This window comes from Achromobacter sp. D7-1 (assembly GCF_059760445.1).
This window is the reverse complement of the sequence record NZ_JCBAMT010000058.1, coordinates 18,862-32,458: the sequence shown is the minus strand read 5'-3', so window position 1 is coordinate 32,458 and position 13,597 is coordinate 18,862. Positions and strand designations below refer to the sequence as shown.

The 13,597-nt window shown below is 67.5% G+C and carries 11 protein-coding genes; 7 read left to right on the top strand and 4 right to left on the bottom strand.

Translation table 11 applies throughout. The annotated features are described in order from the left end of the window. The first annotated feature begins 134 nt into the window (after positions 1-134). The 7 genes from AC6LKD_RS22185 to fabI all read left to right on the top strand — a co-directional run bounded on the left by AC6LKD_RS22185 (position 135) and on the right by fabI (position 7,110). Positions 135-464, top strand: a complete 330-nt coding sequence (locus tag AC6LKD_RS22185; protein ID WP_013395717.1) for a DHCW motif cupin fold protein — start codon at positions 135-137, stop codon at positions 462-464. Between the two features lie 107 nt (positions 465-571). After that, entirely contained in the window at positions 572-1,207 is a 636-nt protein-coding gene (gene yfcF / locus AC6LKD_RS22180) for a glutathione transferase (RefSeq protein WP_492274580.1), read from the top strand. Between the two features lie 17 nt (positions 1,208-1,224). Then, positions 1,225-1,623: a VOC family protein gene (locus tag AC6LKD_RS22175; RefSeq protein WP_498117464.1), complete on the top strand. Its 399-nt coding sequence runs from the start codon at positions 1,225-1,227 to the stop codon at positions 1,621-1,623. 181 nt (positions 1,624-1,804) lie between these two features. Further along, positions 1,805-4,183: a DUF3141 domain-containing protein gene (locus AC6LKD_RS22170; RefSeq protein ID WP_498117463.1), complete on the top strand. Its 2,379-nt coding sequence runs from the start codon at positions 1,805-1,807 to the stop codon at positions 4,181-4,183. Then, positions 4,180-5,124, top strand: a complete 945-nt coding sequence (locus tag AC6LKD_RS22165) for a phosphate acetyltransferase (protein ID WP_013395721.1) — start codon at positions 4,180-4,182, stop codon at positions 5,122-5,124. Before AC6LKD_RS22170 ends, AC6LKD_RS22165 begins: the two co-directional genes overlap by 4 nt. Positions 5,125-5,155: 31 nt before the next feature. Continuing rightward, a complete protein-coding gene (locus tag AC6LKD_RS22160; RefSeq protein WP_207465556.1) occupies positions 5,156-6,340 on the top strand; it encodes an acetate/propionate family kinase in 1,185 nt (394 codons plus the stop codon). Further along, positions 6,337-7,110 carry an enoyl-ACP reductase FabI gene (fabI, locus tag AC6LKD_RS22155; protein ID WP_498117462.1) on the top strand — a complete coding sequence of 258 codons (774 nt, stop codon included), beginning with the start codon at positions 6,337-6,339 and terminating at the stop codon, positions 7,108-7,110. The genes AC6LKD_RS22160 and fabI overlap by 4 nt, the downstream gene beginning before the upstream one ends. A gap of 68 nt (positions 7,111-7,178) precedes the next feature. Here the strand turns inward: fabI and AC6LKD_RS22150 are convergent, their stop codons facing one another. The 4 genes from AC6LKD_RS22150 to tkt all read right to left on the bottom strand — a co-directional run bounded on the left by AC6LKD_RS22150 (position 7,179) and on the right by tkt (position 13,377). Continuing rightward, complete coding sequence (locus tag AC6LKD_RS22150) at positions 7,179-8,867, bottom strand: SulP family inorganic anion transporter (protein WP_492274576.1); 1,689 nt, start codon at positions 8,865-8,867, stop codon at positions 7,179-7,181. A gap of 156 nt (positions 8,868-9,023) precedes the next feature. Then, positions 9,024-10,220, bottom strand: coding sequence for a phosphoglycerate kinase (locus AC6LKD_RS22145; RefSeq protein WP_332011356.1), 1,197 nt, complete (start codon positions 10,218-10,220; stop codon positions 9,024-9,026). Positions 10,221-10,315: 95 nt separating this feature from the next. After that, positions 10,316-11,326, bottom strand: coding sequence for a type I glyceraldehyde-3-phosphate dehydrogenase (gap, locus tag AC6LKD_RS22140; protein ID WP_013395726.1), 1,011 nt, complete (start codon positions 11,324-11,326; stop codon positions 10,316-10,318). Positions 11,327-11,340: 14 nt separating this feature from the next. Further along, positions 11,341-13,377, bottom strand: a complete 2,037-nt coding sequence (tkt, locus tag AC6LKD_RS22135; protein ID WP_498117461.1) for a transketolase — start codon at positions 13,375-13,377, stop codon at positions 11,341-11,343. Positions 13,378-13,597 lie beyond the last annotated feature (220 nt).

The window sequence follows — 13,597 nt, the reverse complement described above, 5'->3', positions numbered from 1 at the left end:
CGGCCTGGGATATCAAGAAGATAGGGGTTATGGAGCGATTTTTCAATGCGCCAGGTCAGGCCTGTTCCCGGCCTGGCGTAGTATCTGTTCTTTCAACGGGGCGATTCCGCCCGGACCACAACGCAGGATTCACAATGAAGATGAGCAACATCCCCTTTGGCACCACCGACTGGTCCGAGGTGGAACGCACCGAACACGCTGGCGACACCGGCATGGCCTATTGGCGCACCCGGCAGTTCGGCGACCTGCGCGTGCGCATGGTCGAATACACGCCGGGCTACCTGGCCGACCACTGGTGCAGCAAGGGCCACATCCTGTTCTGCCTGGAAGGCGAACTGCACACCGAACTGGAAGACGGACGGCAGTTCGTGCTGACGCCAGGCATGAGCTACCAGGTCGCGGACCAGGCCGAACCGCACCGCTCGTCCACCGCCGTGGGCGCCAAGCTCTTCATCGTCGACTGAGGCCCCGGCGCGACAGGCCCGCCGCAGATGCGTTACGCTTTAAAGTGAAGTAGCCGCGGTCTGCCGCCGCGGCGCATGCCATTTGCCGTCCGACTGGAGACTAGATTTTGGGCGCCCCGCTTACGCTATTCGTCGATTCCCTGTTCCTCAGCCCCTACGCCATGTCGGCCTATGTGGCGCTGACTGAAAAACAGCTGCCGTTCGAGGTGCGCCCCATCGACCTGGAAGCGGGTGAACAACGCATGCAGCCTTATCAAAGCCGCGCGCTGACCTCCCGGGTGCCGGCATTGACCCACGCGGACTTCTGCCTGACCGAGTCCAGCGCCATCACCGAATACCTGGAAGACGCCTTCCCCGCACCAGCGCACGCCGCGCTCTATCCGCGCGACCTGCGCCAGCGCGCCCGCGCCCGCCAGTTGCAGGCCTGGCTGCGCAGCGACCTGGGCGCGCTGCGCCAGGAACGGCCGACCGAAACCGTGTTCTACGGCGCCGCCGGTCTGCCGCTATCGGATGCCGCGCACGCCGCCGCGGCCAAGCTCATCCACGTGGGCACCCATCTGCTGGGCACGGGCCAGACTTCGGTGTTCGATGAATGGAGCATCGCGGATACGGATCTCGCGGTCATGCTCAAGCGTCTGTTCCAGGACGACCTGCCCGACGCCCTGCGCGCCTATGCCGAGGCCCAGTGGCAGCGCCCCTCCGTCCAGAAATGGCTGGAGCACAACGCCGCCGCGCGCGCCTGACCCGAGCGGGAGCCGCGATGCAACTGCTGGATCACGTCTCCATCGCCGTTTCCCGCCTGGACACCGCCCGGCCCTTCTACGACGCCATCATGCAGGCGCTGGGCGCGGACAAGGTCTATGACCGCCCCGACGCGCTCGGCTACGGTGAACGCTGCCAGGCCGGCCACAGCCAGCACAGCTACCTGTCCGTATTCGCCGACGACGCCGCCGCTGCCCCGGCCGCGCGCCGCCACTGGTGCTTCAAGGCGCCCAGCCGCGCCGCGGTCGACGCATTCCACGCCGCCGGCCTGGCCCATGAGGGGCGCGACGACGGCGCGCCGGGCCTGCGCGAGCGTTACCACCCCCACTACTACGCCGCTTTCCTGCTGGACCCTTCGGGCAACCGCATCGAAGCAGTCTGCCACGACCCGGTTTGAACCGTCGCCCGGCTGCCCGGCCCTAAAGGGGACGGGGAGATCAGTCCCATTTGACCTGCGTCAAGACCCTTGATGTTGCACCGCAACATCAGTTGCGGTGTAATGGAGAGGTCAACTCGGCCGGTTCCACTCGGAATCGGCGCGGCGGTTTGCCGCCGCAAGCAACCTACAGGAGATCGCTATGGCCGGATCCGGCAACGATCGCGTACCCGCCCCGCCCTTCAACCCCTGGACGGCCGCCTACGAATACGCAGTGGACGCCTGGCAGCGCGGCGTGCTTTACGCCGATGTGATGCGCCAGCGCGGCAACCAGTACCACGAGCACATGGCCAAGCGCGCCCCGAATGTGCTGAGCATGGAATCCGAATTGGTGATGGACGGCCGCTGTCTGCCGCGGCCCGTCAACTACGGCCTGCTGCGCATCAAGCCGCCGGAAGGCGTGGAAACCGATCCCATCAAGCGGCCCTTCCTGGTGGTCGACCCGCGCGCTGGACACGGCCCCGGCATCGGCGGCTTCAAGCCCGAGAGCGAGATCGGCGTGGCGCTGCGCGCCGGCCACCCCTGCTACTTCGCCACCTTCCTGCCGCAGCCCATGCCGACCCAGACCGTCGAGGACGTGATGATGGCCGAGGCCCGCTTCCTCGAGGAAATCATCGCGCTGCACCCCAACGCCGAAGGCAAGCCGGTGGTGGTGGCCAACTGCCAGGCGGGCTGGCAGATCATGATGACTGCCGCAGTCCGCCCCGAACTGTTCGGCCCCATCATCGTGGCAGGCGCCCCCCTGTCGTACTGGGCCGGCTGGCGCGGCATGAACCCCATGCGCTACGCCGGCGGCCTGTTGGGCGGCAGCTGGCTCACCGCCATGACCAGCGACCTGGGCGACGGAAAATTCGACGGCGCCTGGCTGGTGCAGAACTTCGAGAACCTGAATCCGGCCAACACCCTGTGGTCCAAGCAGTACAACCTGTACGCCAATGTCGACACCGAGGCCAAGCGCTACCTGAGCTTCGAGAAATGGTGGGGCGGCCATGTCTTCCTGAACGGCCCGGAAATCCAGTACATCGTCGACAACCTGTTCGTGGGCAACCGCCTGGCCACCGCCGGCCTGGTGACCTCGGACGGCATCCGCATCGACCTGCGCAACATCCGCTCGCCCATCGTGGTGTTCTGCTCCAAGGGCGACAACATCACGCCCCCGCCGCAGGCGCTGGGCTGGATCCCCGACCTGTACCAGGACGAATCCGAAGTGCTGGCGCATGGCCAGACCATCGTCTATGCCGTGCATGAAAGCATCGGCCATCTGGGCATCTTCGTGTCCGGCAGCGTGGCGCGCAAGGAGCACCAGGAGTTCACGTCCAACATCGACATGATCGACGTGCTGCCGCCGGGCATCTATCAGGCGGAAATCGCCGACAAGACGCCCGACACGCCCAACGCCGACCTGGCTTTCGGCAACTACGTGCTGTCGTTCGAGCAGCGCAGCCTGGACGACGTGCGCGCCATCGTCGAGCGCAACGAAGAGGACGACCGCCGCTTCGCCGCCGTCGCCCGCATTTCCGACATCAACCTGGGCATGTACCGCAGCTTCGTGCAGCCCTGGCTGCGCGCCCTGGTCACGCCGCAGTCGGCGGAATGGTCGCAGCGCCTGCATCCGCTGCGCCTGCCCTATGAGCTGATCTCCGACCGCAATCCGGCCATCGCGCCCATCGCGCAGGTCGCCGAGCATGTGCGTGAACATCGCCAGCCGGCTTCGCCCGCCAACCCCTTCCTGATGGCCCAGGAAATGTTCTCGAACCTGATCGAGACCAGCCTGAACATCTGGCAGGAACTGCGCGATTCCGCCGACGAGCGCACTTTCATGGGCGTGTACGGCTCGCCCCTGGTGCAGGACCTGGCCGGCCTGGGCGCGCGCTCCGGCCCGCCGCGCAAGCACCCTGGCGTATCGCCCGAGCACCGCCGCTTCATGGAAGAGCGCGCCGCCGAGCTGCGCTCGCTGATGCTGGAAGGCGGCCTGCGCGTCGCCGCGATCCGGATGCTGCTGTACGTATCGGGCGCCGAAGGCGGCCTGGACGAACGCAGCTATGCGCTGATCCGCAAGATGCGCGCCGAATCCGACACCGCCCTGTCGCTGCAGGAATTCAAGGACATCATCCGCGACCAGGCCTTGCTGATGACCTTGGACGCGGCCGGCTCGATCCAGGCCATACCGCAGCTGCTGGAGAATGCGCCCGCCCCCGCGATCCGCGAGACGCTGGACACCATGAAGCATGTGCTGGAAGCCGCCGAGCCCCTGAGCGAGGCCGCCCGCATCAGCCTGGACGAGATGGAACGCCTCTTCGAGTACGCCGAGCGTCGCGCGCAGAAGCGCGACGAGGCGCTGCAACCCGCGCCCAAAAAGACGCCGGCCGTGACGCGCAAATCGGTGCGCGCGGCGGCGGCCAGGCACGAAGCCCCCTCGGCCGCGGCCCAGCCTGCCGTCCCGGTACGCGCCAAGCGCGGCGCCACCGCCAAACCCGCCGCGCGTCCCGCGCGCAAATCCGCCAAGGCCAAATCCGCATGACGCTGCCCCCTACGTCCCATTACGACAGGCTCATCGCGCGCGCGCAGACGCTGGCGCCGGCGCATTGCGCCATCGCCCATCCTTGCGACGAACCCTCGCTATCGGCTGCGCTGGAAGCGCGCGACCTGGGCCTGCTCAAGCCCATCCTGGTGGGTCCCGAGCAGAAGATCCGCGCCACCGCCGCCGAGCACAAGCTGAACCTGGGCGATGCCCGCATCGTCGACGCGCCGCACAGCCACGCGGCCGCTGAATGCGCGGTCGCGCTGGTGCGCAGCGGCGAAGCCGAACTGCTGATGAAAGGCAGCCTGCACACGGACGAACTCATGCATGAAGTGGTGGCGCGCAGCACCGGGCTGCGCAGCAGCCGGCGCATCAGCCACGTCTTCATCATGGAAGTGCCGACCTACGCGGAACCGCTCTTCATCACCGACGCCGCCATCAATATCTTCCCGGACCTGGAAACCAAGGCCGACATCATCCGCAACGTGATCGACCTGCACCACGGCTTGGGCCTGGGCGAGCCGCGCGTGGCCATCCTGTCGGCGGTCGAGCAGGTCAACCCCAGCATCCCCAGCACCATCGAAGCCGCCGCGCTGTGCAAGATGGCCGACCGCGGCCAGATCGCGGGCGGCCTGCTGGACGGCCCGTTGGCGCTGGACAACGCCATCAGCCCCGACGCCGCCCGCATCAAGGGCATCCGCTCGCCGGTGGCCGGCGTGGCCCAGGTGCTGGTCGTGCCTGATCTGGAAGCCGGCAACATGCTGGCCAAGAACCTGACCTTCCTGGCCAACGCCGAAGCGGCCGGCATCGTGCTGGGCGCGCGCGTGCCCATCATCCTGACCAGCCGCGCCGACAGCCCGCGCTCGCGCCTCGCGTCCTGCGCGGTGGCCGCGATCTACGCACACCACCTGGCCCAGCAACAGGCCCGCCCGCTCGCTTGACGCGCCGCTCACCATCCGGAATCACAGCGCCATGACCGATACCATCCTCGTCATCAACGCCGGCAGTTCCAGCATCAAGTTCTACCTGTACGACATCGACGGCGCGCAGGAGCTGGCCCCGCGCCTGGGCGGCCAGCTCGAAGGCATAGGCACCTCGCACCCCAAGCTGAAAGTGCGCGATGCCGCCGGCCAGACCCTGGTCGAACGCGAGATCGCGCCCAGCCACGCGCCCGACGTGCCCAACGGCCAGGAAGTGGTCGGCACCTGGCTCAGCGGCCACCTCGGCGGCGCGCCGCTGGCCGTTGGCCACCGTGTGGTGCACGGCGGACCCGACCTGTCCGAGCCGGTACTGATCGACGACGCCATCTTGGCCAAGCTCGACACCTTCACGCCGCTGGCGCCGCTGCACCAGCCGAACAACCTGGCGCCCATCCGCGTGATCCGCGAGCGCCGCCCCTGGATCCCGCAAGTCGCCTGCTTCGACACCGCGTTCCACCGCAGCCATTCCGACGTGGCCGACCGCTACGCCCTGCCGGAACGGCTGTACCAGGAAGGCGTGCGCCGCTACGGCTTCCATGGCCTGTCCTACGAGTACATCGCGCAGCGCCTGCGGAAGGCGCTGCCGGACATCGCCGGCGGCAAGATCATCGTGGCCCATCTGGGCTCGGGCGTTTCCGCCTGCGCCATGCACCACGGCAAGAGCGTGGACAGCACCATGGGCTTCACCGCGCTGGAAGGCCTGCCCATGGGCACCCGCCCCGGCCGCCTGGATCCCGGCGTGGTGCTGTGGATGATGGAACGCGGCATGAACCACGACGAGATCGAGCACCTGCTCTATCACGATTGCGGCATGAAGGGCCTCTCCGGCATCAGCAACGACATGCGCGAACTGCTGGCCAGCGACGCCCCCTCGGCCAAGCTGGCGCTGCAATACTTCGCCTGGCGCGTGGCCGAGGGCATGATAGGCCTGGCCTGCGCCATGAACGGCGTGGACGGCATCGTCTTCACGGCGGGCGTGGGCGAGAACTCCGCCGAGATCCGCCAGGCCATCAGCGAGCACTGGGGCTGGCTGGGCATCAAGCTGGACCCGGAACGCAACGCCCGCCACGGGCCGCGCATCTCCAGCGACGACAGCCGCATCGGCGTCTACGTGGTGCGCACCAACGAAGAACTGATCATCGCCCAGCACACGCTGGCGCTGGTGAAGCAGCGATGAGCGCGGCACTGCCGCTGGCCGGCAAGCGCGGCCTGGTGACAGGCATCGCCAACGCGGACTCGATCGCCTGGGGCTGCGCCAAGGCCTTCCGCGCCCTGGGCGCGGAGTTGGCCGTGACCTACCTGAACGACAAGGCCCTGCGCCATGTGGAGCCGCTGGCCCGCCAGGTGGACGCGCCGCTGCTGCTGCCGCTGGACCTGACGCGCGCAGGCCAACTCGAGGCTGTCTTCGACAGCGTCGCTGCCGAATGGGGCCAGCTGGATTTCGTGCTGCACTCCATCGCCTTCGCGCCGCGCGACGATCTGCACGGCCGCGTGACCGACTGCTCGCGCGAGGGCTTCCTGCAGGCCATGGACCTGTCCTGCTGGTCCTTCATCCGCATGGCCAAGCTGGCCGAGCCACTGATGCGCAAGGGCGGCGCGCTGTTCTGCATGAGCTACTACGGTTCGCAGATGGTGGTCGAGCACTACAACATGATGGGGCCGGTGAAGGCCGCACTGGAATCCGCCACCCGCTATCTGGCGGCGGAACTGGGTCCGCAGGGCATACGCGTGCACGCGATATCGCCAGGGCCGTTGAAGACGCGCGCCGCGTCGGGCATCGCCGAGTTCGACGCGCTGCTGGACCGGGCCCAGGCCAAGGCCCCCACGCGCAGCCTGGTATCCATCGACGACGTGGGCGAAGCCACCGCCTGGCTGGCCACCGACGCCGCCCGCCGCATGACCGGGCAGACGATATACATCGACGGCGGCTATCACATCATCGACTAGCCGGGGGGGCGCCTAGCTGGAGGCGCCTGGCAGGGGGCGCCTAGCCGGGGACGCCGAGCCGGAGCTCCCTAGCCCAGCGCCGCGGGCGGCGCCTGGCGCCAGCGTTCGATCGCTTCCACCGCCTGTTCGGGGCTGCCAAAAATCTTTTCGCGGCCGATCTTCTTGACCAGGCCGGAACGTTCCAGCGCAGTGCGGAACTGGCCGTGTCCGCCCGCCACCAGCAGCGTGATGCCGCGTTCATCCAGGGTGCGCTTGAGTTCGTACAGCGCCTCGACCGCGTCGGCGTCGGCCTGGGTCATGGCCTCGGCGTCCAGTACGAACCAGCGCACGTCGCCCGCCTGCTCGATGATCTCGCGCGCGCGCCGGCGGAAGGCATCGGCGTTGAAGAACCACACCGAGGATTCGAACAGCCAGATCACCGCGCCCGGCACCGGCCGCGCCTCGGGATTCAGGTGCAGCTTGCCCAGCACCGTTTCCCCCGGAAGCCGGCCCAGCAAGGCATCGCGCGGATTGCCGGACACGTACATCGCATACAGCAGCGTGGCGCCCACCGACACCGCCACGCCTTGCAGCACGCCAAAGCCCACCACGCCCACCGCGGCCAGAATGCCGAACGCCAACTCGATGCGCGAGATGCGGGCCAGACGCATGAAGGCGTGGCCGTCGAACAGGCTGATGGCGGCCAGCAGCAGAATGGCCGACAGCACGGCCTGCGGCAGCCAGTACAGCGGTCCGCTCAGCAGGCCCACCACCACCGCCAGCGCGGCGGCCGCGGTGACGCTGACCAGCGGCGAGGAACCGCCGGCCACCAGTCCCACCGCCGTGCGCGAATCCGCGCCGGTCACCACGAATCCCTGGAACAGGCCCGCCGCCATATTGGCCGCGCCAAAGCCCACCAGCTCGCGGTTGGGATCCACGTGTTCGCCCGTGCGTGCGGCGAAGCTGCGCGCCGTCACGATGCCGCTGGAAAAGCTGACCACCAAGACCCCCGCCGCGCCCAGCAGGATGCCGTCCAGGCCCTCCAGCCGCACCGGCAGGCTCAGCGCCGGCAAACCGGCGGGCACCTCGCCCACCACGGCGATGCCCAGCCCGGGAAAGTTGAACAGCCACGACAGCAGGCAGGCCAGCACCACCAGCAGGATGGGCCCTGGCCAGGTGGGCCGCCATCGCTTCACCGCCACCAGCAGCGCGCAGGAGGTCAGGCCCAGGATCAACGTCGGGATCTGGATTTCGGGCAGGCGCCGCGACAACTCCAGGAAGGGATGCACCAGGCCGCTGTTGCGCAGGCCCACCCCCGTCAGGCCGCTCAGCTGCGACAGGGCCAGCGTAATCGCCACCCCCGCCATGTAGCCGATCAGCACCGGTCGCGACAGCAGGTTGGCCAGCACGCCCAGCCGCAGCGCGCGCGCGATCAGGCAGCCCACGCCCACCGTCAAGGCGATGCCGGTGGCGGCCACCAGCCGGTCTTCCGGCGAGGTCAGCGCCATCCCGGTCAGGGTGGCGGCGATCAGGGTGCAGGTGGCCGTGTCCGGCCCGACGATCAAGGTGCGCGACGAACCGAACAAGGCGTAACCCAGCATCCCGGCGATGGCCGCCCACAGGCCGGCCACGGGCGGCACGCCCATCATGGCCGCGTAGGCCAGACCCACCGGCAGCGCCACCGCCGCCACGCTCAGCCCGGCGGTGACGTCGCGCCGCGCCGATTCCCGGGTGATGCCGCGGAAGTTGTTGAGGCCGGGAATGAAACGTAAGTTCATGATGCTGCGAGGGAAAATCGGGAAGGAAGCGCGCTCGGAGCGGCTGTTTGCGCCAAGGCTACACCAAGCCGGCCAAACCGGGGCAGCCGCCATCAAATAGCCTGCATGAAAAAGCCGCCCCATCGGGGCGGCTTCGGCTTTGCAGGGCAAACCGCTTTACTTGGCGTAGCGGGCTTCCAGCACGGCCACGGCGGGCAGGGTCTTGCCTTCCAGGAATTCCAGGAAAGCGCCGCCGCCGGTCGAGATGTAGCCGACCTGTTCGCCAATGCCGTACTTGGCGATGGCGGCCAGCGTGTCGCCGCCACCGGCGATCGAGAAGCCTGCCGATTCGGCGATCGCACGCGCCACCACTTCGGTGCCGTTGGCGAACTGGTCGAACTCGAACACGCCCACGGGGCCGTTCCAGACGATGGTGCCGGCTTGCTTCAGGATCTCGGCCAACTGCGCCGCGGTCTTGGGGCCGATGTCCAGGATCATGTCGTCGTCGGCCACGTCTTCAGCCGCCTTGACGGTGGCTTCGGCGTCGGCGCCGAATGCCTTGGCGCACACCACATCTACCGGAATCGGCACGGCCGCGCCGCGCTGCTTCATGATGTCGATCACGGCGCGCGCCTGGTCGACCTGGTCGGGCTCGGCCAGCGACTTGCCGATGGACAGGCCGGCGGCCAGCATGAAGGTGTTGGCGATGCCGCCGCCCACCACCAACTGGTCGACCTTGTCGGCCAACGACTGCAGGATCGACAGCTTGGTCGACACCTTGGAGCCGCCGACGATGGCGACCAGCGGACGCTTGGGTTCGTGCAGCGCGCGGCCCAGGGCGTCCAGTTCGGCGGCCAGCAGCGGACCGGCGCAGGCCACGGGCGCAAAGCGCGCGATGCCGTGGGTGGTGGCTTCGGCGCGGTGAGCGGTGCCGAACGCGTCATTGACGTAGACGTCGCACAGCGCCGCCATCTTCTTGGACAGCGTCTCGTCGTCCTTCTTTTCGCCAACGTTGACGCGGCAGTTTTCCAGCAGCACGACCTGGCCGTGATCGACCTGGACGCCATCGACCCAGTCGCGCACCAGTTGCACGGGCATGCCCAGTAGTTCGGACAGGCGCTGGCCGACCTTGGCCAGCGAATCGGCTTCGGTCAGCACGCCTTCCTTGGGACGGCCCAGGTGGGAGGTGACCATGACAGCGGCGCCGGCGTCCAGCGCCATGCGGATGCCGGGCACCGAGGCGCGGATGCGGGTGTCTTCGCTGATGCGGCCGGCGTCGTCGAACGGCACATTCAGATCGGCGCGGATGAACACGCGCTTGCCGGACAGGGCGCCGGACTTGGCCAGCGCGGACAGAGTGTTGACCTTGGACATATTTGGATTCCTACGATGGGCGTACAAAGGGGACGAACCCATTTTCCGCAAGCGCGGAAAACAAATCCGTCCCCTCTATGGACTAGCCGTGTTGCTTACTTGGCCGACATCAGCGCGACGGTGGTGTCGAGCATGCGGTTCGAGAAGCCCCACTCGTTGTCGTACCAGGACGAGACCTTGACCAGGCGGCCCGAAACCTTGGTCAGCGACGCGTCAACGGTGCTGGAGGCCGGGTTGTGGTTGTAGTCCACCGAAACCAGGGGCTCGGTGTTGTAGTCCAGGATGCCCTTGAGCTCGCCTTCGGAGGCGGCCTTCAGGATGCCGTTCACTTCTTCGGCGGTCGTGTCGCGGCTGGCCACGAACGACAGGTCGACCAGCGACACGTTGATGGTCGGGACGCGGATGGCGTAGCCGTCCAGCTTGCCGTTCAGTTCCGGCAACACCAGGCCCACGGCGGCGGCGGCGCCGGTCTTCGTGGGGATCATGCTCATGGTGGCCGAACGCGCGCGGCGCAGGTCTTCGTGGTAGACGTCGGTCAGGACCTGGTCGTTGGTGTAGGCGTGGACGGTGGTCATCAGGCCGTTTTCCAGGCCCAGCTTGTCGTTCAGCGGCTTGACCAGCGGGGCCAGGCAGTTGGTGGTGCACGACGCGTTGGAGATGACGGTGTCGGTGGCCTTCAGCACGCCGTGGTTCACGCCGTACACGATGGTGGCGTCGACATCCTTGCCGCCGGGGGCCGAGATGATGACTTTCTTGGCGCCGCCCTTGATGTGCGCGCCGGCCTTTTCCTTGGTCGTGAAGAAGCCCGTGCACTCCAGCACCACGTCGACCTTCAGCTCGCCCCAGGGCAGTTCGGCCGGGTTGCGGTTGGCCAGCACGCGGATCTTGTCGCCGTTGACGACCATGAAGTCGCCGTCGACTTCGACGGTGCCCGGGAACTTGCCGTGGGCGGTGTCGTAGCGCGTCAGGTGCGCGTTGGTCTTGGGATCGCCCAGGTCATTGATGGCGACGATTTCGATATCGTGCTTCTTGCCACCTTCGTAGTGGGCACGCAGGATGTTGCGGCCGATGCGACCGTAACCGTTGATGGCGACGCGAATAGTCATGACTGAGCTCCTTTTTACAAAACTTGCTTGACGGTCTCGGCCACCTTGTCGGCGGTCAGCCCGAAGAACTTGAACAGTGCACCGGCAGGCGCGGATTCACCGTAGCGGTCGATGCCGACGACGGCGCCTTCCAGGCCCACGTACTTGTGCCAGAAGGCGGTAATGCCGGCTTCGACGGCCACGCGCGGCAGGCCCTTGGGCAGCACGGATTGCTTCCAGGCGGCGTCCTGGCGGTCGAACACGTCGGTGCTGGGCATGGAGACCACGCGCACGGCGATGCCGTCCTTGGCCAGTTGCGCCTGCGCATCCAGTGCGATGGCGACTTCCGAGCCGGTGGCGATGATGACGGCGCGGGCGCCTTCGGCGTCGCGCAGCACATAGCCGCCGCGGGCGATGGCCTCGACGGTGGCGGCGTCGCGCGGCACGAACGGCAGGTTCTGGCGCGACAGCAACAGGGCCGTCGGGCCGCCGTCATGCACGTCCATGCCGATGCTGGTCGGGCGCGTCACGGCCGCGTTCCAGGCCACGGCGGTTTCGGCCGTATCGCAAGGACGCCACAGCGACAGGTTGGGAATCAGGCGCAGGCTGGAGGCGTGTTCGATCGACTGGTGGGTCGGACCATCTTCGCCCAGGCCGATGGAGTCGTGGGTGAACACGTGGACCACACGCTGCTTCATCAGCGCAGCCATGCGGATGGCGTTGCGCGAGTAGTCGGAGAACGTCAGGAAGGTGCCACCGAACGGCAGGTAGCCACCATGCAGGGCCACGCCGTTCATGATGGCGGCCATGCCGAATTCGCGCACGCCGTAGTTGATGTGGCGGCCGAACTGGATACCCTTGTCGCCGGCGCGGACGGCGGCAACGCCCTTCCAGTCGGTGAAGTTGGAACCGGTCAGGTCGGCCGAACCGCCCAGCATTTCCGGCAGCAGCGGCGCCAGCGCGGTGATGGCGAACTGCGAAGCCTTGCGGGTGGCGACGGTTTCAGCCTTTTCCAGCGTGGCGTCCAGGAACGCCTTGAACTGTTCGGCGTAGCCGGCGGGCATTTCGCCCTTCATGCGGCGCGTGAATTCGGCGGCTTCGGCGGGGAATTCGGCGGCATAGGCGTCAAATGCCGACTGCCATTCAGCCTGGGCGGCGGCGCCCTGCTTGCGGCCATCCCAGCCGTCGTAGATGTCTTGCGGAATCTGGAACGGTTCCGACGACCAGCCCAGCGCGGCGCGCGTGGCGGCGATTTCGTCCTTGCCCAGCGGCGCGCCGTGCACATTGTGCGTGCCGGCCATGTTGGGCGAACCCTTGCCGATGACGGTGCGGCAGACGATCAGCGTGGGCTTGTCCGATTGCTTGCGCGCGGCCTTGATGGCGGCGTCCACGGCAGCGACGTCATGGCCGTCCACGCCGCGGATCACGTTCCAGCCGTAGCCTTCGAAGCGCTTGGCGGTGTCGTCGGCGAACCAGTGCTCGACGTGGCCATCGATGGAAATGCCGTTGTCGTCATACAGCACCACCAGCTTGCCCAGCTTGAGCGTGCCGGCCAGCGAGCAGACTTCGTGCGAGATGCCTTCCATCAGGCAGCCGTCGCCGGTGAAGGCGTAGGTGTGATGGTCGACCAGCGTGTGGCCGGGCTTGTTGAACTCGGCGGCCAGCAGCGCTTCGGCCAGCGCCATGCCCACGGCATTGCCCAGGCCCTGGCCCAGCGGGCCGGTGGTCGTTTCCACGCCCGGGGTGATGCCCACTTCGGGGTGGCCCGGCGTCTTGGAATGCAGCTGGCGGAAATTCTTCAGTTCTTCGATCGGCAGGTCGTAGCCGGTCAGGTGCAGCAAGGCGTAGATCAGCATCGAGCCGTGGCCGTTGGACAGCACGAAGCGGTCGCGATTGGCCCAGGCGGGATCCTTGGGATTGTGACGCAGGTTGCCGGCCCACAAGGCCTGGGCGATTTCCGCCATGCCCATGGGAGCACCCGGATGCCCGGAGTTCGCTTGTTGCACGGCGTCCATCGCGAGGGCGCGGATGGCATCCGCCAAGGCAAGTTTAGGGGCGGTCGGATTGCTCATTCGGAAGGCTCTTTGAAGCTGGCGGGCCTACGATCGAAATAGGGGCCAGTTGAGTAGGTTGCGAAGCATGGGATTTTAGCATCCAGGGGTTTCCCCGACGCCATCGGCCAGAAGGCGGCCCCGTGCTAGGCTACTGGCCCGAGAACAAGCGCCCCCACGCCGGGCCCGCTGCGCCGGCTAGCTGCTCCCCAAGAAGCGTTTTTTGCCTTGGAACGGCCCG

Coding starts and splice junctions, on each gene's coding strand:
- AC6LKD_RS22185 (WP_013395717.1), top strand. CDS start 135: ATGAAGATGAGCAACATCCCCTTTGGCACCACCGACTGGTCCGAGGTG.
- AC6LKD_RS22175 (WP_498117464.1), top strand. CDS start 1,225: ATGCAACTGCTGGATCACGTCTCCATCGCCGTTTCCCGCCTGGACACC.
- AC6LKD_RS22170 (WP_498117463.1), top strand. CDS start 1,805: ATGGCCGGATCCGGCAACGATCGCGTACCCGCCCCGCCCTTCAACCCC.
- AC6LKD_RS22165 (WP_013395721.1), top strand. CDS start 4,180: ATGACGCTGCCCCCTACGTCCCATTACGACAGGCTCATCGCGCGCGCG.
- AC6LKD_RS22160 (WP_207465556.1), top strand. CDS start 5,156: ATGACCGATACCATCCTCGTCATCAACGCCGGCAGTTCCAGCATCAAG.
- fabI (WP_498117462.1), top strand. CDS start 6,337: ATGAGCGCGGCACTGCCGCTGGCCGGCAAGCGCGGCCTGGTGACAGGC.
- AC6LKD_RS22150 (WP_492274576.1), bottom strand. CDS start 8,867: ATGAACTTACGTTTCATTCCCGGCCTCAACAACTTCCGCGGCATCACC.
- AC6LKD_RS22145 (WP_332011356.1), bottom strand. CDS start 10,220: ATGTCCAAGGTCAACACTCTGTCCGCGCTGGCCAAGTCCGGCGCCCTG.
- gap (WP_013395726.1), bottom strand. CDS start 11,326: ATGACTATTCGCGTCGCCATCAACGGTTACGGTCGCATCGGCCGCAAC.
- tkt (WP_498117461.1), bottom strand. CDS start 13,377: ATGAGCAATCCGACCGCCCCTAAACTTGCCTTGGCGGATGCCATCCGC.